The organism is Pseudomonas sp. Marseille-Q5117 (genome assembly GCF_946901175.1).
Lineage (GTDB): Bacteria > Pseudomonadota > Gammaproteobacteria > Pseudomonadales > Pseudomonadaceae > Aquipseudomonas > Aquipseudomonas iranensis.
The window spans coordinates 167,612-188,443 of record NZ_CAMPPP010000011.1 but is presented as its reverse complement, the minus strand read 5'-3'; the positions used below and the strand labels follow the sequence as shown (position 1 = coordinate 188,443).

The following is a 20,832-nucleotide window of genomic DNA, read 5'->3' as shown; positions in this document are numbered from 1 at the left end:
TCGGTTTAAACGATCCATCGGGGTGGCATCAACCCTGCGTTACAAGCGTCAACTTCGGCCAGATCTCGAGCCATCGCTTCGACTGCACGCGCTCCACAAACACCGCGTTTTTATCACTTTCAAATCGGGCGGTTGGCCGCACTTTCAGCGCAAACAAATCCTCCAGCCCCAACGGCGCCGAAACCTTTATCGCACCATGCCGATCAAGCCTGACCCCTACTGCCGTAGCAGTTTCCGGCCAGAACGTCATTGCATCCGCGGCCGCCCCATAAGGCGCATCGGCGTTCCGCTGGTGCATGCGTGCCTGGTTTTTCACCGACCAATTCAAGCCACTGCACAGCGCTGCAAGCTCGACCTCCAAGGCCAAATCCGTTTGATGACCGGGACGTGTTCTGTCGAACCATATGACATCAATGTCCTCGGGCAACGGCGAAGGCTGGCGCTGATGCAGATGATCCCAAACCAGGCTGCGCACAAAACCTGCGGCAACCCAGCAGTCCGGCAAGTTGAGATCCCTGACCATGCGCAGGATGTGCATCCGGACGGGATCCTTATCAATCAGATCCCGCAGTTGCGCTTCCAGATTCATTTTTTCAGTCCATATCCGTTTGCTGCACGAGCCTACCAAAGGTTTCGGGCAAAGGTCGCTGGTGCTCAACATAACGTCACGTAACCAGACGAGCCTCACACCATCCGCCGCGAATCCCGCCGTACCGCCTGCGGCGGCACGCCAAAGCCGCGCATGAACACCTCGCGCATGTGCCGGCGGTCACGAAACCCGGTTTCCCTGGCGACCACATCCAGACTGTGACTGCTTTGCTCGATCAGCAACCGCGCCGCTTCCAGCCTTAGGCTCTCTATCGCCTTGGCTGGTGACTGGCCGGTTTCGGCGGTGAACACGCGGGTGAATTGCCGCGGACTCAGGTGCACCACTTCGGCCAGTTCTTCGACACTCAGCGGGCGATTGAGGTGCTTGCGCGCGTAATCCAGCGCACTCTGAATGCGGTCGGATTTGGGCGACAGCGACAGCAATTCCGAATGCTGCGACTGGCCTCCGGACCTACGCTGATGCATCACCAGTCGATGGGCGACCGAGCGGGCGATTTCGCTGCCCAGGTCCTTCTCGACCATACCCAGCGCCATGTCGACACCAGCGGTCATGCCCGCCGATGTCCACACCGGGCCGTCGATGATGAAGATTCGGTCGTCCTCGACATTCACCGACGGATGCATCCTGCGCAGCGCCGGGGCGAACGCCCAGTGCGTGGTCACGCGGCGGTTATCCAGCACACCGGCCTGCGCCAGTAAGAACGAGCCGGTGCAGATGCCGGCCACGCGGCGTGCGCCGTCGGCGAGCCCGCGCACGCTTTGCAGCACGTCAGCATCGGGCGGCGTCAGCGGAGTCAGCGTGCCAGCCACCAGCCAACTGTCGGCCAGCCCCGCCTGCGTCAGTGGCAACGTATCGACGTGCAAGCCCAGCGAGGAGCTGACGATGCCGCCGGCCTGGGAAAAGTTCTGCACCTTGTACACGGCTTTGCCGGTGACGATGTTGGCGAACTCGAACACCGACTGGGTCGCCAGCGCCATGACCTGAAAACCTTCCGTGAGCAGATAGCCGACTCGATGCATGGTCGCGCTCCGGTTGTTGAATGTCCCGAAACACTACCACATACGTCATTCAGGTCGGAGCAGGTTTTCTCCATCATGGCTCACATACCAATCAATCCACTTGCGGGACGCAGCTCATGAAACTTGAAGCCAACACGATCTTCATCACCGGCGGCACTTCCGGCATCGGCCGCGCACTGGCCGAGGCCCTGCATCAGCGCGGCAACAAGGTCATCATCGCTGGTCGTCGCCAGACCCTGCTGGCAGAGATTGCCCAGGCGAATCCAGGCATCGACACCGTGCAGCTGGACATCAACGATGCGCAGCAGATCAAGGACGTCGCCGCCGAAGTCATCCGCCGCCATCCGTCGTTGAACGTAATCATCAACAACGCCGGAATCATGCCCTTCGACAACGCGGGTTCCGGCGACTACGACGATGCGCAGGCCGTCGCTCTGTTGCAGACCAACCTCCTCGGCCCAGTGCGCGTCAGCGCCGCGTTCGTCGAACACCTCAAGCGTCAGCCCGAGGCCTACATCATCAACAACAGCTCGGTACTGGCCTACCTGCCGCTGGCGACCACGGCGTTGTATTCGGCAACCAAAGCGGCGATCCATTCCTACTCGCTGTCGCAGCGTTTCATGCTGCGCGACACCAGCGTCAAGGTCCTGGAAATCGCGCCGCCTTGGGTTGATACCGACCTGATTCACAAGAGCGGCGACGAGCGCGCCATGCAGCTGGGCGAGTTTATCGAGGAAACCCTGATCAAGCTGGAAACCGCCACTACCGAAGTGCTGGTTGACCGAGTCTTGCCGCTGCGAGCCAACCAGGGCGCGAACGAGCACGGGTTGATCGAGCAATTCAACCTGTCGCTGCTGGAAAATCCTATTCCGGTGGCTTGATTAAAGCGCCGAATACTTCCGACCACTTGGGTTTGTGATCCAAGTGGTTTTTTGTTGGGACAAGGTTCAAGGCTCATCGGTGACCATCCTTCGGTTGCTGTGTACCCTTTCTGCATCAAACAAATCTGTGCAGAGGACAGAGCGTTGGCATATCTGGATTGGGTGCAATGGCCGGCGATGCTGGTCACCGTTCTGGCCGCGTGGCTGATCGGTTCGCAACGACCGCAACGGCGCATGAGCGGCTTCGTTTGTTTCAGTCTGAGCAATTTGCTGTGGGTGATCTGGGGCGTCCATGCCGGGGCTTACGCGCTGATCGTTCTGCAGCTTTGCCTGTTCCTGATGAACCTGCGCGGCTTCATGAAGAACCGCGTTTTAGAGCGCTGAGTGACGCTGATCATCCGGCCAGAAAATCCTTTGAATTTTTCTTGTCGGACAAAATCATTTACGTATGAGCGTAAGGAGGAACTCATGCGTAGCACCGATATTTTCGTCATCGAATACAAACATCACGACCAGCCAAAATCATTCGTCATCCGCGCCAAGAGTATGCGCAACGCCGACGCTTGGCATTGGGCGAGCTGTGACGCCGGTATTGCGCCGATTCCGAAACCGGGTAAACCACCGTTGAAAGTGGTTTCCAAACCCCAGGCCGAGCGCTATGGGATCACCGACGTGAAATGGCGCGAGACGGCAGCGCTGGACTGGACGGAGGCTTAGGCAAATCGGGTCGCCTGGCTGAGCTTGCACGTCAGCCAGGCGCCCCAGAACAGACTGCTGAAAAACCGTGTTGCATCGCCGAATCCGGCGTCATGCAGCAATGTTTGAACCGCCGCCTCCGAGTGCGGCGGATCAGCGCCCTGCAAGATCTTCCCGAGCTTCGCCTGCACCTCGTCAGCGGTTGCGCCCTGCTGTCGCCAGCGCTGGCTCCAGGCTTGCAGCAGCAACGGCTGACTGGCGTAAGCGTAATGATTGCCGGCCACGATCAATGGCGCGCCGGGTTTGAGGCGGGCCTGAATGGAGCGCAGTATTTGTTGCTTGGCCTCATCACCGCCCAGGTGATGGAGTACACCGATCAGGGTGGCGGCGTCGAAAGATGCGTCGGCCGGCAAGTCTTCGACGTGACCGAGATGTATCTGGACTCTGTGCAATAGATCACTGGCGCGCAGATGTTCGGTCGCAGCATCCAGCATCGGCCCGGAAGGATCGACCGCAGTGAAGCGCCATTCCGGCTCCAGCGCGGCCATGGCGATGATTTCCTGTGCGGTGCCCCCCGCGCCCACCACCAGCACGTTTGCCGGACGCGACTGCCCAAGGCTGGCGGCGAGCATGCAGGCCGACAGGTCGTGACAGGCATCGTAGCCAGCCAGGGCAATGCGGCTTTGCCGGGCATATTCGTTGGCGCGGGAGGTGTCGAATTTGCCGGCGGCGTCAGTGGCGGGTTGGGTCATGGCGATTCTCCTTGTCTTTGCGACACGCTACGCGGTGAGCGTGGAGAAGAAAAATTCAATGATTTCATGGGGGGCATTCCGCTGGGGAATGTGTGGATGTCATCCCGGCGAAGTAAAAGTGATGCAGAGCGTCAGCGGATGCGTCCCCACGCAGCAGCGTGGGAACGATCCATAACAACTAAGACCAGAAACCTTTATGCGGTTCAGCCGCCTCTGCCTCCAGCATCGGCCCGAAAACGCTCACCGTGCGCTGCCCTCTGGCAAACACTTCGCGACACGGCAACGAGAACGTCGGGTTCTCCGGATGATCGCCGGTCAGCCCGAGCAAAGCATGTTCCGACAACGCATACACCACTCGACCGACTCCGGTCCAATACACCGCGCCCGCGCACATGCAGCAAGGTTCGGCGCTGGTGTACAGCGTGCACGCCTCCAGCTCCGTGGGTGACAACCGCTTCGCCGCTGCAGCCACCGCGACCAGTTCGGCATGCTGGGTGGGATCACCTTCCGGCGGCATCGAATTGTTGCCCGCTTCGGCAATCACCTTGCCGTCGCGATCCGCCACCAGCGCCGCAAACGGGTGCCGGCCACGTTGCTTCGACGCCTGCGACAGGGCGATGGTCTGGCGCAGCAATGACAGGTCCAGATCGCTGACGCCGGCCGGAACAAGCTGAGTGAATTGATTCATGGGTAACTCCTGGGCAGTGGAAAAAGACAAAAGTCAGTCGGCCAGTTCGGCCGTGGAAGCGCCGACGGCGTCGGTCGATGGTTTTTGTTTGTTGAGCAGTACATTGAGCAGAATGGCGGTGATCGCACCGAGGAAAATGCCGCTGTCGAGCACCAGTTTCAGCGTCGGGCCGACGTGTTCGAACAGGGCCGGGAAGGACATTGGCAAGACGCCGACGCTGACCGACACCGCAACAATAATGGCGTTGCGTGTGCCTTCGAACTGCACCCGTGACAGTTCCTGAATGCCCGCCACCGTGGTCATGCCGAACATGACGATCGCGCAGCCGCCCAGCACCGGCGTCGGCACCGCCGCAATCAGCGCGCCGAGCTTGGGAAACAAGCCCATCAACACCATGATTGCGCCAGCGGCGGCGACGACGAAGCGGCTCTTGATGCTCGAAAGCGCAATCAGGCCGGTGTTTTGCGTGAAGGCGTTATAGGGAAAGCTGTTGAACAGACCACCGAGCATGGTCGACAAGCCGTCGGCGCGGAAGGCGTTGCCGAGGGTCTGCTGCGTAGTCGGTTTGCCGACCAGTTTGCCGATGGCCAGGCAGTTGCCAGTGGTCTCGGCCATGATCACCAGCATCGCCAGGGTCATGATCAGAATCGGTACCAGAGAAAATTCTGGCGGGCCAAACGCCATTGGCGCGCTCAACTCGAACCACGCCGCCTCGCTGACCCGATTGAAGTGCGTCATGCCACAGGCGGCAGCGATCAGGCTGCCGACAAACAAGCCGATGAGCACGCTGAGGTTGCCGATGAAACCGCTGAATTTCGCATAAATCACCAGCGTCACACTGACCGTGGCCAGGCCCAGCAGCAGATTGGCCGGGCGACCGAAGTCAGGCGAATCGGGATTACCGCCACCCAGCCAGATTGCCGCCGCCGGCATCAGTGAAATACCGATGATGGTGATCAGGCTGCCAATCACCACGGGCGGAAAGAATCGCAGCAAGCGGCTGAACACCGGCGCCAGTGCGATGGTCAGGAAGCCGGCGGCGATCACCGCCCCAAAGATCTGGCTGAGGCCGAACTCCTTGCCGATCATGATCATCGGCGCCAGCGCAATGAACGAGCAGCCCTGAATCAACGGTAAACGCGCGCCGAACTTCCAGAAGCCGAGGGTCTGAATCAGCGTCGCCACACCGGACGTCAGCAGGTTGGCGTTGATCAGTAAAACCACCTGAGCCGACGTCAGCCCCATCGCACTGCCGAGAATCAGCGGCACCGCCACCGCTCCCGCATACATCACCAGAACATGCTGCAGACCGAAGGTGACCAGCTGCCGCAGGGGCAACACCTCATCGACCGGGTGAACGCATTGTGTAGTCATGGCACAAGCTCCTGAAGGGGCAGCGTTGGTTGTAATCGCGGGCGCTCAGGGACAGATGCACAGAGAGAATCGGCCCCGGCGTTCGAAGACGCGGGGTCATCCTTGAATGTTTTTAACGATGAAACAAATTGGCAACCATCGCTTTTTTCGATGGCAAAGACGCGGCACAATCGCCATTTCGCTCAACCTCGGAGTACACCGCGTGCGCTTCTCACTCGATCAGTTGCTGATGTTCGTCCAGGTGGTGAAAAGCGGCTCGTTCTCCGCCGCCGGGCGCAAGCTGGGCAAGACGCAGTCGACCATCAGCGCGGCGATTGCCAATCTGGAAACCGACCTTGGCGTCGAGCTGTTCGACCGCAGCAATCGCAGCCCTGCCCTCACCGCCAGCGGGCATAAATTGCTGGTGCAGGCAGAGGCGGTACTGGAGCGCTGCATGACCTTCGAGGCCCACGCCGATTGCCTTTCCGATAGCGTCGAACCGAGCCTGACCCTGGCGATTGAAACGCCGTACGGCCCGATCATGCCGGTGCTGCAAGCGTTCGAGCAGGCCTTCCCGTTTGTCGATCTGATCATTCGTCACCCGGTCTACGGCGATGTCAGCGAACTGGTCAGCAGTGGCGAGGCGGTGCTGGGGGTGGCGTTTTCGCAACCAGGCTATCCCCGGGAACTGGCGTTCCAGCAACTAGGCAAACTGATCATGCTGCACGTCTGCCATCCCGATCATCCGCTGGCGCAACTGGACAACGTCACGTTCGATGATTTGCACGTGCACCGGCGCTTGGCGTTCAGTGCGCACGCCAGCAAACTGCCGAGCAGTGAATACCTGCGTTCGACGCAGCTGTGGCAAGCGGAAAGCTATCTGGCGCTGCTGGAAATGGTCCGCGCCGGCCTCGGCTGGGCGACCCTGCCGCGCCAACTGATCCAGCGTGAACTGGGCAATGGCGAACTGGTCGAGTTGCAGCTGTCGGCGTACCCGCATACCGACTGGCAAATCGGCGTCGATCTGTTGTGGGCGCGCCAACGGCCCTTGGGCACGGCCGAGCGCTGGCTGAAGGAGAAGCTGCAGGCCAACAAGGTGTATGAACGCGATCGCAACGGGCAGATCACTACGCTGTGATCACTTGGCAAACACCTGACTCATGTCCTTGAACGCCTTGAATTCCAGCGCATTGCCGCAGGGATCGAGCAGAAACATGGTCGCCTGTTCGCCGACCTGACCCTTGAATCGAATGTAGGGCTCGATCACGAATTGCGTGCCGAATGACTTCAGTCGCTCGGCCAGTGCCTCCCATTGCTCCCACTGCAAAATGATGCCGAAGTGCGGGACCGGTACGTCGTGACCGTCTACCGGGTTGCTGTTGATGCTTTGCTGGGCAGCCGTTTTCGGCTGTTCGTGGATCACCAATTGGTGGCCGTAGAAGTTGAAATCGACCCATTGCGCGCTGGACCGGCCCTCCTCCAGGCCGAACACTTCACCGTAAAAACGCCGGCAAGCGGCGAGGTCGTAAACCGGGATGGCGAGGTGGAAAGGTGAAAGGCTCATCAGGCACTCCGGTAATCGCGTTGCTGGAAATATGGCAACGGCGCACCGCTGCTGATCGAGGATCGAAAACAGCCTAGATCAAAAACCCGGCGGTTGCCGACTCGACTTTTCATGCCATGGAGATAGCGCGGCTGTGAATACACGCCAGGGCTATCTGCCCGGCTTCATTGCCGGCGCGTCACCACTTTTCGGTGACAGTCTGCCGGGGCCAGCACCGCGCCCGCCGTGGAGCGCACGACGATAGTCTCAACGGGCTCGGCCCGTTCGTTGTCGAGCAGAATCGAGTGCTCCTCGCCTTCCGCGAACAGGAAGCGCTCGCCCCACTGCCGCAGGCTGACGACGATGGGGAACACCGCGCGGCCCATGTCGGTGAGCACGTATTCCTTGTAGGCGCTGCCATCGGACGCGGGCTGAATCTGCAGCACGCCGAGCTCGACGAGCATTTTCAGTTTGACCGTGAGGATGTTCTTGGCCAGGCCCAGACGTTTCTGGAATTCGCTGAACCGGCGCACGTCATCGAACGCATCGCGAATGATCATCAAGGCCCAGCGATCGCCAATGGCTTCGAGGGTTCGGGCCACCGGGCATTCGCTCTGTGCCAATGTTTGTTGTCGGGCCATGTGGTTCCTGATGGATCGGCTATTGAATGTGGTTGCATTTAACAACCCGAATGAATAAAGATCAACGCGTCGGTTTCAATTAAAAACCACACTACGAGGAAGCAAGGATGCCGTGTCAGACGCAAACCCTGGTCAATGCGCAGGCCGCAACTGACAGCGCAACGACCGGGCTGAGTCGTTTGCAGACTTTTCTTTTTGCAATCACCTGCGCGATGGCGGTGGCCAATGTTTACTTCGCGCAGCCATTGCTGGAATCGATGGCCGCCAGCCTCGGGGTTTCATCCGGTGCAATCGGCGTAGTGGTCACGGCCACGCAAGCCGGGTATGCCGTGGGGCTGCTGTTCATCGTGCCGCTGGGTGATCTGCTCGATCGCAAGAAACTCATCGTCAGCCAACTGCTGTTGTCTGCAACGGCGCTATGTGCCGTGGGCCTGTCCGAGAGCTGGGGAGTGTTGCTCGGCGCCATGATGCTGGTGGGTCTGCTGGCGGTGGTGGTGCAAGTGGTGGTCGCCTGCACCGCCAGCCTTGCTCGCCCGCAGCAGCGCGGCGCCGCCGTAGGCACCGTCACCAGCGGCGTGGTACTGGGCATTTTGCTGGCGCGTTTCGTTTCCGGCGTAGTGGCTGATCTGGCCGGTTGGCGCGGCGTGTATTTTGTCTCGGCCGTGCTGATGGTCGGCTTGGCCCTGCTGTTATGGCGCACCCTGCCCGCCTCGGCAAAACCGCCCGCACAGGGCAATTACTGGCGACTGCTGCGCTCGGTATTGGAATTGTTTTTGACTGAGCGGGTACTGCGCGTCCGTGGCATCTTCGCCCTGCTGATCTTCGCCGCCTTCAGTGTGTTGTGGACGTCGATGGTGCTGCCGCTCAGCGCCCCGCCCCTGTCGTTGTCCCACACGCAGATCGGCCTGTTTGGTCTGGCCGGAGTGGCGGGCGCGCACGCCGCCGCACGGGCTGGGCGCCTGGCCGATCGCGGCTTGGGCAATCGCACCACTGGCATCGCCTTGGCGCTGCTGACGCTGTCCTGGCTACCCATCGCATTTGTCGACAGTTCGCTGCTGGCGATGGCCGTCGGGGTGATCTTGCTCGACTTCGCCGTGCAAGCAGTGCACGTGACCAATCAAAGCCTGATCTTCGCCACACGGCCCGATGCGCAGAGTCGACTGGTCGGTGCGTATATGTGCTTTTACTCGGTGGGCAGTGGTTTGGGCGCGATCGCGGCGACGTATACCTATGCGCAATATGGCTGGGTGGCGGTGTGTTTTCTCGGAGGCGGGATCAGTGCTGTGGCTTTACTGTATTGGGCATGGCTGGAATACCGCTACTCGAACTGAACCAATGCGGGAGCGAGCCTGCTCGCGAAAACGGAGCATCAGTCAGCACAGAGTTGTCCGACCTGACGCCTTCGCGAGCAGGCTCGCTCCCACAGGGATTATTTGCCAGCAGTTACTTGCCCTCCTCAGGCTTCTCGGTCTGCATCTGCACCGACGGTTTGCTTTTGTCACCGTCCTTGTTGGGTGCATCGTTGGAATCGAAGCAGCCGCTCAACAGAAACATCGAGCAGAACCCCAGACATACGCAGATTTTTTTCATGACGATCTCCTGTCAGCAGTGGTATCGCTACCGGGTTCAAGCTTGACCTTGATCCAGCCGGATTGATGTTGATCAAACGCCTTGAACGCCGAAATCGCGTCAGTCAAAGGCTCGTCCTGCGTCAGCACTTTCGCTGGATCGACGCGCCCGGCGAGGGTCATTTCGATCAGCTTGGGAATGTATTTGCGGTGATGACAGTTGCCCATATTGATGCGTACGTTCTTGTTCATCGCTTCGCCGATCGGGAAGCTGTCGAACCCGGCGGGATAGACACCGATGATGGAAATCGTGCCGGCCTTGGCCACGGTCTTGACCGCCCATTCCAGCGCTTGAGAAGGCGCATCGCCCGGTTGCCACTGCGCAGGATGATGATGGCCGTGATGGCAATGGTTGGCGTCGATGCCCACGGCCTCGATCACCCGATCCACGCCAATTTCCGCAGTCAGGCGCGCAATGGTTTCAACTGGATCTTCTTTCTCGAAGTTGATGCACTCGGCACCCAATGCCTGCGCGCGAGCGAGGCGATCTTCCAGGCCATCAATGGCGAACACCCGGCCGGCGCCCATCAGCTTCGCGCTGATAATCGCAAACAGTCCGACCGGCCCGCAGCCGCACACGGCTACCGTGTCGCCGTCCTTGATCCGTGCCATGTCGGCGCCGAACCAGGCAGTTGGAAAGATATCCGACATGGCAATCGCCTGATCGTCGGTGATGGCGTCCGGCAGCTTGATCAGCCCGATGTTGGCGAAAGGGATTCGCGCTTTCTCGGCTTGCAGGCCATCGAACGGCCCGGTGGTTTTCGGCCCGCCAAAAAATGACGTGCCAGCGGTTTTACCGTTGGGATTGGCTACGTCGCACTGGGCGAAATAGCCGGCGCGGCAGTACGAGCAGTTGCCGCAGGCAATGGTCGAGGGAATGAGCACGCGATCGCCAACCTTGAGGTTGCGCACATCTTCACCGAGCGCTTCGACAATCCCCACGCCCTCGTGCCCAAGGATCGTGCCGGGCTGCATGTCCGGCGCACTGCCGCGAATGAAATGCAGATCGGTGCCGCAAATGGCCGACGCGGTCAGCCTGACAATGGCATCGGTCGGCGCTTGAATGGTTGGCTCGGGAACATCGTCCAGGCGGATGTCCCCGACGCCATGAAATACAACAGCTTTCATCGTTCACCTCCAATTTTCCGGATGTGCGCAAATCAGGGTTTTTAACCCTTACTGTGCTCCGGCGACGAAGGCCCTTCCTTGACGCCGCGCGGGCCGGCGATGCCCCACACGATCAGGCCGAGCACCGGGAATACGATCAGACCGATCGCCCAGGCGGCTTTGACGCCGACGCTTTTGTTGCTGCGAAACACACTGACAATCGCCCACAGATCGACCAGCAGAATGATCACCGCCACGGCGATGGAGAAGTAACTCGCTGCCTCGTTCATTTCGCAATCCTCCGATGACTTGTAAGCATTGGGCTGTGAGGCTTTTTCAGCGTTCAAAAAAATTGCAGCCGTGCGGCGTCAAAGGTTCAGCCGCCTTCCGGATCCTGGCGGATTACGGAAATCTTGCCGTTGCGCTCGATGATTGCGAATTTGATCTGGTCGATGGTTTCTATGCCCTGACTGGAGCGCGCCGCCTCCATGACATCCGCCTCGACCAGCCGCGCATGACGCAGGCGTCGGTGCAACAGCTTGCCGTTCTCGACGATGATGGTCGGCTCGCCATCGATCAATCGCGAGACCCAGCTGGAACGCTGTTTGAGCAAGGAGAAACCGACGTCGATGGCGATCAGGGTGATGATCACCAGAATCGCATTGGTCAGGGAAAAGTCATCGCCAAGAAGCGCTTGCTGGGTGGCTTCACCGATAATCATCAGCAGCACGAAATCGAACGTCGTCAGCTCGGCCAGCGAACGCCGACCGGCAATTTTGAACAGCACCATCAGTGCCAGATACATCGCGAGTGCGCGCAAGACCGAGTCCATGGGTCACCTATGGATAAATGAATTGAGTAAGCTTCACTTCGCTCGAGCCCGGCACGCGGATATGGCTGCGAAACAGGCCCAATCCGTCACCGCGCAGCGTCACATAGAGCGTCGCCTGGCCTTGGGCATCCGCCTGCAACCACAAGCGCATGCCCTGTTTTGAGCTGCGCATACGCACCGGGGCCGGTTGCATGGTTTCGACGCTGAAGCCATCAAGCATCTCGCCACCGATGTCGAGTTCGACAGTGGCTTCAGGCGCCGTGTGCACGCTGAGTTTCAGCGGGTTGGTCGAGCCGTTGCGATGGAACATCTCGTATTCGACCTGGACTTTACCGTCATCGCTGCGACCGTCCTGCGAACTGAGCACGCCCCGGGAAAACAGCCCCAACAAGCCCAGCAGCATGCACAGCACCAGCACATACCAACCGATGTGCTCGAAGCGCCAGACCTTCAACTGATAGGCCATGTCCTCCTGCACCGGGAACTGTCGGCTCTGCAGATCGGGATGGTCGGCGTCAGGCTTCATCGGCGCCACCCTCCTTCGCCGCGCAAGGCGCGACGGTGATAGTCCGGCAACTGCTGCAGGGCGAATTCAGAAGCGAGGGTCTGCACTTCACTGCGCGATCCGGCAAACCATTGTTGGCTGCTGAACAGAAAATGTTTGTCATCGAACTGGAATGCCCAGGCAAAACACACCGTACCGGCCTTGATGCCATCCATATCGTCGGGTCCGAGAATGCCGGTGGTGGCAACGGCAACGTTGGCGGTGCTGTCGCGCAACGCACCGATGGCCATTTCACTGGCCACTTCCACGCTGGTCAGATTGAAGGTGTCCATGGTCGCCGGGCTGACGTGCAGCAGGCGCTGCTTGGCTTGCGGCGAATAGACCACATAGCCGCACTCGATCAGCTCACCGCTGCCGGGCACCTCTGACAGTAACATGACGATTTCTCCGGCCGTGCAGGATTCGGCGGTGGTGATGATCAGTGAATGTTGGCGCAGGTATTCAATCGTTTCCTTGGCGATGGACATGGCACGCTCTCGAAGCTGTTATTGCCGGTTGACCGCTCGCTGCGCGGATCATTCCGCCGGATTGGATGAGCGTGTAAGCGCCTCTTGCAGAGAAAGTTTTCCGCCCCGTTCGGCGCGATCACCTACCCTCATAGACTGTGTGATCCACTCGAGCCCGCCGCCCCCATGCGCTGTTCATTCAAGTCGTTGTTTTTCATTCTGTTCCTACTGCTCATGCCGGGCAGCGCTGCACTGTGGGCGGCGGATGTTGCCGCGCCGGCAAACACAGGCGCAGCGCCGCTACCAGTGATTTCGCAAAGCGATCTGCAAGCCCTGCAACAACGCCTCGACGGGCTCAAGCAGCAGATTTCGGCGGCGAACAATTACAACCAGCTCGAAGGCCCGCAGGATCGGGTGCAGGCGTTCATTCTCGATGTCGATCGATTGTCGGCAGCGCTTTTGCCGCAACAGGCGCAACTGGCGGTGCAACTGGGCGTGCTCGGCACCGCTCCAGACGCCGAGGTAGCCGCCGAGCAAGCCGATATCATCGCGCAGCGGGCGGCGCTGGCGGAGCAGAAAAGCAAGGTCGATGGCACCCTGAAAAGCCTCGCCGCACTGAAACAGAACGCCGCCGATCTGATCACGCAAATCGCCGGCATCCGCCGCACCCTGCTGGAAAGCGAACTGACCCTGAGCACGCGCAGCGTATTGAGCCCGTATTTCTGGGCGCCGCTGGTCAATCCAAGCGAAGATGACCGCCAGCGCCTGCGACTGTTCGTAGAGCAGGTGGCTGACGTATGGGCGACGGTCTGGGCGCCGGGCGAGCGTTTTTATACTTGCGTACTGGTGCTGTTGGCACTGCTGATCTGGACCTTTGGCCGACGTCTGGCTGAGCGCGGGCTGACCTGGTTCTGCATTCATCGCGTGGCGGAGGGCCGCTTGCGCCGCAGTGCCTTGGCCTTCGCCTCAGCTATCGCGACCTTCATCACCACCGCCATCGCCCTGAAGCTGTTGTTCTACGCCTGCACCCGCCACGACGCACTGCCTCCGGTGCTGGAAACCTTCTCCGAAGAATTCGAGAAAGTCGTCTATGCCTGCGTGCTGATCACCGGGCTCAGCCGCGCATTGCTCTCCACCGCGCACCCGTCCTGGCGCCTGCCGGCGATTGCCGATCCAGTGGCGCTGGCCCTCAAGCCTTATCCACGGATCCTCGCCTGCTCGTTGCTGGTGTTGGTGACGCTGGTGCAAGTCGCCAATGCCACAGGCATGAGCAGCCACATCGTGATGACCGGGCGCGGCGTGATTTCCATGGTGGTGCTGGCGATCATCGGCACGATGCTGTTGCGCATCGGCAAAGTGCGCAAGGCCTTGGTCGCAGCCAATGACGCGTCGGCTACGAACAGCGTGTTCGCCGGGCTGATCTACAGCGTCGCCAGTCTCTCGATGTTGGTGACGGCCATCGCCCTGCTGGCCGGCTATGTGTCGCTGGCACGGTTCATCAGTTATGAGCTGGTGTGGGGCTACGTCGTGCTGTCGGGCTTCTACTTGCTGATTCAGCTGGTGAAGGACGCCTGTGAGCACCTGTTTTCGCCGAAACACGCGAGCGGCCAGGCGCTCAAGCAATTGCTCGGCGTCAGCGATCGGCGCCTTGAGCAGACGTCGATCCTGTTGTCCGGCGTCAGCCGCGCCGGCCTGATGCTGATGGCGCTGATTTCGTTGTTTGTCGGCGGCATCGGCACCACCCTCGGCCAACTGGTCACCAACATCATGTCGATCCTCGGCGGCGCCGGTTTGCGCAAGCTGAATATCGTCCCGGCGCATCTGCTCAACGCGCTGCTGGCACTGCTGATCGGTATCTGGCTGATCCGTGCACTGAGCCGCTGGCTCGACAACGAGTTCCTGCCCAAAACCGACATGGACCCGGGCATGTGCGCCTCACTGAGCACCCTGTTTTCCAATATCGGCTACGCCTTTGTGATTCTGCTGACGCTGTCGTCGCTGGGCGTGCAGTGGACCAATCTGGCGTGGATCGTCAGTGCGCTGTCAGTGGGGATCGGCTTTGGCTTGCAGGAAATCGTCAAGAACTTCGTCTCCGGCCTGATCCTGCTCACCGAGCGCCCGGTGAAAGTCGGCGACCTGATCAGCATCAGCGGCGTCGAGGGCGACATCCGCCGGATCAACGTGCGTGCCACGGAAATCCAGCTCAGCGACCGCTCGATCGTGATCGTGCCCAACTCGCAGCTGATCTCGCAGAACCTGCGCAACGTTACCCTCGGCGGCAGTGCTCAGGGCGTGGCATCGCTGGAGCTGGTGTTCCCGCTGGATATCGATCCTGAGCAGGTCAAACAACTGCTGCTGGATGCCTATCACGAGAACGAAACCATCCTCGATAAACCGGCGCCGTTCGTGCGTTTCAGCAAATTGTCGCCGGACGGCATAACCCTCACGGTCACCGGCTATGTCGGCAGCCCGAGGATTGTCGGGCTGACCAAGAGCGATTTGTTGTTTGAGGTGTTGAAGCGGTTGGGCGCAGCGGGGATTGCGCTGGCGAAGCCGCCAGCGGCGTGATTCGGTTAGCGCTTGCCCGAGTTGTCGATGCGGGCCGTGCTGCTGCGTGGTGTCAGCTCGAACGGCAGGACGACATGCCTCTCTGTCAGCGGCTGTTTCTCAATCAGGGCAATCAGCATCTCGACCGCCTTGGCCCCGAAAGCCTCGGCTGGTTGCGAGATGGTGGTCAGCGGTGGATCGCAGTACGCAGCCATGGGAATGTCATCGAAACCGACCAGGGAAATATCCTCGGGCACACGCAGCCCGGCCTGCCGGATGCGCTTGAGCGCACCAATGGCCATTTCATCGTTTTCGCAGAATAGCGCACTCGGCCGCTCGGCCAATGCGAGCATCTTTTGCGCGCCGGCAAAACCGGCCTCAAGGCTGAAATTGCCATGGCAGATCAGTGCTTCATCGAAGGCAATCCCGGCCTCGCGCAATGCCGCTTCGTAACCCGTCAGTCGATCTAAAGTCAGCGGGCTATTTTTTGAGCCTTTGATCAGGCCGATGCGGCTGTGTCCCAAGGCGATCAGGTGTTCGGTCATGGCTTTAGCGGCGGCGACGTTGTCCAGGCTGATGGTTGGATAGCGCCCGGCCTTGAGCACTTCGCAGGCGTTAACGATCGGCGGCAGATCGGCGTCGGCCGAAGCGTTTTCGAAAGGATCGTAGGCGCGCAACTGGATCACCCCGTCGGCCTGATAAGCGTAAACCAGCTCGGCGAATTGTCGCTCCAGTTCTTCCCGGCCCTGGGTGTCGCACAGCAGCAGGCGATAACCGGCCGCCTGCGCCGCTTGCTGCGCGCCGCTGATGACCCGGGCAAAAAAGGTGTTGGCGATGGTCGGCACCAGAATCACCAGATTGCCGGTGCGCCGCGAACGAAACTGCACGGCCATCAGGTTCGGCCGATAGCCGGCCTGCTCCACCGCAGCCATGACGCGCTCACGGGTTGGCGCGAGCACACGCTCGGGCGATTTCAAAGTCCTCGAAACCGTCGCCACGGAAACCCCGGCCAGCCGAGCCACTTCGCGAATATTGGACAAAAACACCTCGTTGATTCATCCCGATCAGGCGCGGAGCTTACCGCAGGCGACGAGCGATCGAAACGCTGTCGATCATCCGCTGGCATTTGACACTCGGCTAATTCAAGCCTAGATTTCGCCCACGATGTAACCGGTTACATCACTTATCAACATTGCATCCAGCTACCGAGACGACTGCCATGTACGCTGCCGCAAAAATAAGAATGGGTTTTGTTGGAGGCGGTGAAGGTTCATTCATTGCCCGTGCCCACCGGCAAGCCGCCGGCCTCGACGGACGCTTCGAACTGGTCTGCGGCGCGTTCAGCCGCGACTCGGAGAATAATCAGCGCACCGCTGCGACTCTGGGAGTGTCCGCCGAACGCTGTTACGACGATTGGCAAACCCTGCTTACCCGCGAGGCCGCCCTGCCCGCCGAGCAGCGCATGCAACTGCTGGTCATCGTCACTCCGAATCATCTGCACGCACCGATTGCCCGTGAGGCATTGCGCGCCGGTTTTCACGTGTTCAGCGAGAAACCCGCGGCGCTGAACCTCGCCGAGGTGCAGGCGCTGCACTCGGTGGTCCTCAACAGCCAGCGAATTTACGGGCTGGCACACACCTACCTCGGTTACGCGATGGTCTGGCAGGCCCGCGAAATGGTCGCCAGCGGCGTGCTCGGGCGCGTGCGCAAAGTCCTCGTCGAGTACCCGCAAGGCTGGCTCAGCACTGATGTCGCCGGGCAAGGCAACAAACAGGCCGGCTGGCGCGACGACCCGACGCAATCCGGGATCGGCGGCTGCATCGGCGACATCGGCACCCATGCGTTTTCCCTCGCCGAGTTCGTCACCGGCCAGTCGATCCAGTTCATCAGCGCAATGCTCGGCTCGCATGTCGAGGGTCGGCAACTGGATGACGATGTGGCGATGCTGTTCAAAATGCGCGACGGCGCCAGTGGTGTATTGCTCGCCAGTCAGGTCTGCGCCGGTGAGGAAAACCCGCTGAAGATTCGCGTCTACGGTGACAAGGGAGGGCTGGAGTGGCGCCAAGAGGAGCCGGCCAGCCTGATTCATCGACCGTTGAACGAGCCGATCCGCGTTCTGCGCTCCGGGGTCGGTCAGCCGTGGCTGTGTGCCGCCGCAACCCGACGCATGCGCCTGCCTGCGGGGCATCCCGAAGGTTATCTGGAAGCCATGGCCAACCTGTACGGCGATCTCGCCGAAGCGATTGTGCATGGCGCCGAGGGCCATCTGGCACCGGGCGTACCGGGCATCGAGACCGGCCTGCGCGGCATGGCCTTCATTGAAACCGCGATCGCCAACGACATCGGCAATGAAAAGTGGAGCGAGATCCCCGGCCAATTTACAGGAGCTGCAAGCCATGAATAATGTTCGGCAGAACGCCACAGGCTTGAAGGGCCCGGGGATTTTCCTCGCGCAATTCATCGCCGACGAAGCGCCTTTCGACTCCCTCGCCAACATCGCCGAGTGGGCCGCCTCGCAAGGCTATAAAGCCATTCAGGTACCGACCCTCGGCACGCGGTTCATCGATTTGCAGCGCGCCGCTGAGAGCCAGGATTACTGCGACGAACTCATCGCCGTCTGCGCCCGCGCCGGTGTGGTGATCAGTGAGTTGTCGACGCACCTGCAAGGGCAATTGGTCGCGGTGCATCCGGCGTTCGACAGCCTGTTCGACGACTTCGCCCCGCCAGCGCTGCGCGGCAAGCCGCAGGAGCGCACCGAATGGGCCATTGAGCAGTTGAAACTGGCCGCCCGTGCCAGCCAGCGCCTGGGACTTACCGCCCATGCAACCTTTTCCGGTGCCCTCCTCTGGCCCTACGTCTATCCATGGCCGCAACGTCCGGCCGGTTTGGTCGAGCAAGGTTTCGCCGAACTGGGCAAGCGCTGGCTGCCGATCCTCGACTGCTTCGAAGAGGCTGGCGTCGATCTGTGCTACGAAATCCATCCCGGCGAAGACTTGCATGACGGTGCATCGTTCGAACAGTTTCTCGAAGCGGTGAATCATCACCCTCGCGCCGCAATCCTCTACGACCCGAGCCACCTGCTGCTGCAGCAAATGGACTACCTCGGCTTCATCGATCGCTACCACCAACGTATCCGCATGTTTCACGTCAAGGATGCCGAATTCCGCCCCGATGCGCGCTCCGGCGTCTACGGCGGGTATCAGGGCTGGGTCGAGCGTCCCGGGCGCTTCCGCTCGCTGGGCGACGGCCAGATCGATTTCAAATCGATCTTCAGCAAATTGTGCCAATACGACTTCAACGGCTGGGCCGTGCTCGAGTGGGAGTGCTGCCTGAAAGACTCCGCACAGGGCGCGGCGCAAGGCGCGGCGTTCATCGAGCGACACATGATCCGCAAGACCGCCAAGGCCTTCGACGATTTCGCCGGAGTCAGCGCTGACGCTGCTTCCAACCGACGCCTGCTCGGTCTGACTGACGATTGATTCATCCGCGTTACCGACATAAAAACAATACGGTGATCTGAAATGAACGTAATGAATGCGCGACTCAGCGTGATGATGTTTTTGCAGTTTTTTATCTGGGGCGGCTGGTTCGTCACCCTCGGCACTTTTCTGGCGACAACGCTGGCCGCCAGCGGTGGTCAGGTCGGCATGGCCTTCGCCACGCAATCCTGGGGCGCGATTCTGGCGCCGTTTGTCATTGGCTTGATTGCCGACCGTTTCTTCAATGCCGAACGCATTCTGGCAGTGCTGCATCTGCTTGGCGCAGTGTTGCTCTATCAGCTCTATCGCGCGGCAGACTTCAGCGCGTTTTATCCCTATGTGCTCGCCTACATGATGGTCTACATGCCGACATTGGCACTGGTGAATGCCGTGGCGTTCCGCCAGATCAAAGACCCGGCGCTGGAGTTCTCGCGCATTCGCGTGTGGGGCACGGTGGGCTGGATCGTCGCCGGCGTGGTGATCAGCTTCGTGTTCGCCTGGGACTCGCAGCAAAGCATCGCGGCCGGAGGCTTGCGCAATACGTTCCTGATGTCCGCCGTCGCGTCGCTGTTGCTGGGGCTTTACAGCTTCAGCCTGCCGAACACCGCGCCGCTGAAAAGCGCAGCCGGCTCATCAAGCCTCAAGCAGATGCTCGGCGTCGATGCGTGGGGTTTGCTCAAGGATCGCAGCTATCTGGTGTTCTTCCTCGCCTCGATCCTGATCTGCATTCCGCTGGCTTTCTATTACCAGAATGCCAATCCGTTTCTGGCCGAGATAGGCGTGACCAACCCGACAGCGAAGATGGCCATCGGTCAGGTGTCGGAAGTGCTGTTCATGTTGCTGCTGCCGCTGTTCATCCATCGCTTCGGCATCAAGATCGCCCTGCTGGTCGGCATGGCTGCCTGGGCGTTGCGCTACGTGCTGTTTGCGTTCGGCAATAACGACGATCAGGCATTCATGCTGCTGATCGGCATTGCCCTGCACGGTGTGTGCTATGACTTCTTCTTCGTGTCCGGGCAGATCTACACCGATGCCAAGGCACCGGAACGCTTCCGCAGCTCGGCGCAAGGTTTGATCACCTTGGCTACGTACGGATTGGGCATGTTGATTGGTTTCTGGATCGCGGGACGGATTACCGACCACTTCACATCAAGCGCGGGGCATGACTGGAGAAGCATCTGGCTGTTCCCCGCCGGTTTTTCCGTGGCGGTGTTGCTGTGTTTCTGGGCGACATTCAAGAGCCGCGATCGCGACAAGGCTGTGCTGCCGAGTGCGGTTTAGAGCAGCGTTGTAATGCATGAATAGAACGAATGCCGCCTGTGGTTGAGGCGGCATTCGTTATCGATGTTCATCGTTGCGCTCAAGCGGTGCGACGTTCGAGAAGACGGTCAGCGCCACCTTCGGCGACCCGATTGCCTTGCAGATGATCGGAGCCATCAGAGGCTACTGCATCGCTGAACAGCGGGTCGGTTTCGGTCGCAGCGACTGCATCGCTGAACAGCGGGTCGGTTTCGGTGGCGGCTACTGCGTCGCTGAACAAGCGGTCTGTTTGAGTGGCGGCGGCGACCGCATCACTGAACAGCGGGTCGGTTTCGGTGGCGGCGAAGGCATTCAGTGCAAAAACCGAGAAAGCGATACCGAGGATAGTCTGGCGTTTCATGATGATGTGCTCCGAGTTGCAGTGGTTGGGTATGGAGCCGATCTTACGCCGCACCATGGATATGAGAACTTCATTGACTTAATGGTTGTTATTGACGCAATCAATAGCTGGTCGAGCATGAGCCGCTATTGGATTGATCTTTATGCTATTGCTTAAGTCACTAAGCGAAACGCCCTACAAAGTCGAAAGCATAAAACTGACAATCTCATTTTTGACAGCATCATTCACACAAAAAAAGACCCGTATCAGTCGAAACCGAAACGGGTCTTTCCCCACTTAGACGACCTTATTTCAAGTCGTCAAAGTGGTCTCGCAGGAACTCGTAAAAGCGCAAGGCTTTCAACAATCTCCATACAAGGCTCAGCGTACGCAGCAAAAGCTTCAT

At 60.1% G+C, this 20,832-nt stretch carries 24 protein-coding genes; 9 read left to right on the top strand and 15 right to left on the bottom strand.

Annotation, left to right across the window (positions count from 1 at the left end):
• Positions 1 to 28: 28 nt before the first annotated feature.
• Both OC605_RS18410 and OC605_RS18405 read right to left on the bottom strand, forming a co-directional pair.
• Entirely contained in the window at positions 29 to 589 is a 561-nt protein-coding gene (locus OC605_RS18410; protein WP_262138644.1) for a nucleotidyltransferase family protein, read from the bottom strand.
• Positions 590 to 684: 95 nt separating this feature from the next.
• Positions 685 to 1,629 (bottom strand): GlxA family transcriptional regulator, encoded by a 945-nt coding sequence (locus tag OC605_RS18405; protein ID WP_133339968.1) that lies wholly within the window; start codon positions 1,627 to 1,629, stop codon positions 685 to 687.
• A 116-nt stretch (positions 1,630 to 1,745) separates the two neighbouring features.
• Between OC605_RS18405 and OC605_RS18400 the strand changes: the two genes are divergently transcribed.
• From OC605_RS18400 to OC605_RS18390, 3 genes are all read left to right on the top strand, one after another.
• A complete protein-coding gene (locus tag OC605_RS18400) occupies positions 1,746 to 2,510 on the top strand; it encodes an SDR family oxidoreductase (RefSeq protein WP_262138642.1) in 765 nt (254 codons plus the stop codon).
• A gap of 177 nt (positions 2,511 to 2,687) precedes the next feature.
• Positions 2,688 to 2,894 (top strand): hypothetical protein, encoded by a 207-nt coding sequence (locus OC605_RS18395; RefSeq protein ID WP_050977883.1) that lies wholly within the window; start codon positions 2,688 to 2,690, stop codon positions 2,892 to 2,894.
• An 84-nt stretch (positions 2,895 to 2,978) separates the two neighbouring features.
• The gene (locus OC605_RS18390) at positions 2,979 to 3,227 is read left to right on the top strand and encodes a DUF6555 family protein (RefSeq protein ID WP_016774267.1); all 249 of its coding nucleotides are present in this window, start codon (positions 2,979 to 2,981) and stop codon (positions 3,225 to 3,227) included.
• Here OC605_RS18390 and OC605_RS18385 read toward each other — a convergent pair.
• From OC605_RS18385 to OC605_RS18375, 3 genes are all read right to left on the bottom strand, one after another.
• A complete protein-coding gene (locus OC605_RS18385) occupies positions 3,224 to 3,958 on the bottom strand; it encodes a class I SAM-dependent methyltransferase (RefSeq protein ID WP_262138639.1) in 735 nt (244 codons plus the stop codon). The two genes, OC605_RS18390 and OC605_RS18385, sit on opposite strands and share 4 nt — an antisense overlap.
• 178 nt (positions 3,959 to 4,136) lie before the next feature.
• Positions 4,137 to 4,646 (bottom strand): nucleoside deaminase, encoded by a 510-nt coding sequence (locus OC605_RS18380; RefSeq protein WP_133339958.1) that lies wholly within the window; start codon positions 4,644 to 4,646, stop codon positions 4,137 to 4,139.
• Positions 4,647 to 4,679: 33 nt separating this feature from the next.
• Complete coding sequence (locus tag OC605_RS18375) at positions 4,680 to 6,020, bottom strand: nucleobase:cation symporter-2 family protein (protein WP_186569270.1); 1,341 nt, start codon at positions 6,018 to 6,020, stop codon at positions 4,680 to 4,682.
• A gap of 202 nt (positions 6,021 to 6,222) precedes the next feature.
• Between OC605_RS18375 and OC605_RS18370 the strand changes: the two genes are divergently transcribed.
• Complete coding sequence (locus OC605_RS18370) at positions 6,223 to 7,137, top strand: LysR family transcriptional regulator (protein ID WP_252885784.1); 915 nt, start codon at positions 6,223 to 6,225, stop codon at positions 7,135 to 7,137.
• Here the strand turns inward: OC605_RS18370 and OC605_RS18365 are convergent, their stop codons facing one another.
• Together OC605_RS18365 and OC605_RS18360 are read right to left on the bottom strand one after the other, a co-directional pair.
• Positions 7,138 to 7,563: a VOC family protein gene (locus tag OC605_RS18365; RefSeq protein ID WP_024012539.1), complete on the bottom strand. Its 426-nt coding sequence runs from the start codon at positions 7,561 to 7,563 to the stop codon at positions 7,138 to 7,140.
• A gap of 164 nt (positions 7,564 to 7,727) precedes the next feature.
• Positions 7,728 to 8,183 carry a winged helix-turn-helix transcriptional regulator gene (locus OC605_RS18360; protein ID WP_122708226.1) on the bottom strand — a complete coding sequence of 152 codons (456 nt, stop codon included), beginning with the start codon at positions 8,181 to 8,183 and terminating at the stop codon, positions 7,728 to 7,730.
• 107 nt (positions 8,184 to 8,290) lie between these two features.
• Between OC605_RS18360 and OC605_RS18355 the strand changes: the two genes are divergently transcribed.
• Positions 8,291 to 9,514 (top strand): MFS transporter, encoded by a 1,224-nt coding sequence (locus tag OC605_RS18355; RefSeq protein WP_262138635.1) that lies wholly within the window; start codon positions 8,291 to 8,293, stop codon positions 9,512 to 9,514.
• A gap of 112 nt (positions 9,515 to 9,626) precedes the next feature.
• Here the strand turns inward: OC605_RS18355 and OC605_RS18350 are convergent, their stop codons facing one another.
• From OC605_RS18350 to OC605_RS18325, 6 genes are all read right to left on the bottom strand, one after another.
• Complete coding sequence (locus OC605_RS18350) at positions 9,627 to 9,773, bottom strand: hypothetical protein (RefSeq protein ID WP_016774259.1); 147 nt, start codon at positions 9,771 to 9,773, stop codon at positions 9,627 to 9,629.
• On the bottom strand, positions 9,770 to 10,939 hold the full coding sequence (locus OC605_RS18345; protein ID WP_262138633.1) for a zinc-dependent alcohol dehydrogenase: 1,170 nt from the start codon (positions 10,937 to 10,939) through the stop codon (positions 9,770 to 9,772). The genes OC605_RS18350 and OC605_RS18345 overlap by 4 nt, the downstream gene beginning before the upstream one ends.
• Positions 10,940 to 10,980: 41 nt before the next feature.
• A complete protein-coding gene (locus OC605_RS18340; protein ID WP_024012535.1) occupies positions 10,981 to 11,208 on the bottom strand; it encodes a PLD nuclease N-terminal domain-containing protein in 228 nt (75 codons plus the stop codon).
• A gap of 86 nt (positions 11,209 to 11,294) precedes the next feature.
• Entirely contained in the window at positions 11,295 to 11,750 is a 456-nt protein-coding gene (locus OC605_RS18335; protein WP_186569268.1) for a DUF421 domain-containing protein, read from the bottom strand.
• Positions 11,751 to 11,757: 7 nt separating this feature from the next.
• The gene (locus OC605_RS18330) at positions 11,758 to 12,276 is read right to left on the bottom strand and encodes a hypothetical protein (RefSeq protein WP_262138631.1); all 519 of its coding nucleotides are present in this window, start codon (positions 12,274 to 12,276) and stop codon (positions 11,758 to 11,760) included.
• Complete coding sequence (locus tag OC605_RS18325) at positions 12,273 to 12,782, bottom strand: CinA family protein (protein ID WP_122601665.1); 510 nt, start codon at positions 12,780 to 12,782, stop codon at positions 12,273 to 12,275. The genes OC605_RS18330 and OC605_RS18325 overlap by 4 nt, the downstream gene beginning before the upstream one ends.
• A 165-nt stretch (positions 12,783 to 12,947) precedes the next feature.
• On the opposite strand from OC605_RS18325, the gene OC605_RS18320 reads away from it, so the two are divergent.
• Positions 12,948 to 15,329, top strand: a complete 2,382-nt coding sequence (locus tag OC605_RS18320) for a DUF3772 domain-containing protein (protein WP_262138629.1) — start codon at positions 12,948 to 12,950, stop codon at positions 15,327 to 15,329.
• A gap of 5 nt (positions 15,330 to 15,334) precedes the next feature.
• Here OC605_RS18320 and OC605_RS18315 read toward each other — a convergent pair whose 3' ends face one another.
• Positions 15,335 to 16,348 carry a LacI family DNA-binding transcriptional regulator gene (locus tag OC605_RS18315; protein ID WP_262138627.1) on the bottom strand — a complete coding sequence of 338 codons (1,014 nt, stop codon included), beginning with the start codon at positions 16,346 to 16,348 and terminating at the stop codon, positions 15,335 to 15,337.
• Positions 16,349 to 16,551: 203 nt separating this feature from the next.
• On the opposite strand from OC605_RS18315, the gene OC605_RS18310 reads away from it, so the two are divergent.
• Genes OC605_RS18310 through OC605_RS18300 form a run of 3 tightly spaced genes read left to right on the top strand, consistent with a single transcriptional unit; the run spans position 16,552 to position 20,068 of the window.
• A complete protein-coding gene (locus OC605_RS18310; RefSeq protein ID WP_262138625.1) occupies positions 16,552 to 17,712 on the top strand; it encodes a Gfo/Idh/MocA family protein in 1,161 nt (386 codons plus the stop codon).
• Complete coding sequence (locus tag OC605_RS18305; RefSeq protein ID WP_262138624.1) at positions 17,705 to 18,787, top strand: sugar phosphate isomerase/epimerase family protein; 1,083 nt, start codon at positions 17,705 to 17,707, stop codon at positions 18,785 to 18,787. The genes OC605_RS18310 and OC605_RS18305 overlap by 8 nt, the downstream gene beginning before the upstream one ends.
• A gap of 42 nt (positions 18,788 to 18,829) precedes the next feature.
• Positions 18,830 to 20,068, top strand: coding sequence for a nucleoside permease (locus OC605_RS18300; RefSeq protein WP_122746927.1), 1,239 nt, complete (start codon positions 18,830 to 18,832; stop codon positions 20,066 to 20,068).
• 79 nt (positions 20,069 to 20,147) lie between these two features.
• Here the strand turns inward: OC605_RS18300 and OC605_RS18295 are convergent, their stop codons facing one another.
• Positions 20,148 to 20,447 (bottom strand): hypothetical protein, encoded by a 300-nt coding sequence (locus OC605_RS18295; protein WP_039763483.1) that lies wholly within the window; start codon positions 20,445 to 20,447, stop codon positions 20,148 to 20,150.
• Positions 20,448 to 20,832: the final 385 nt, after the last annotated feature.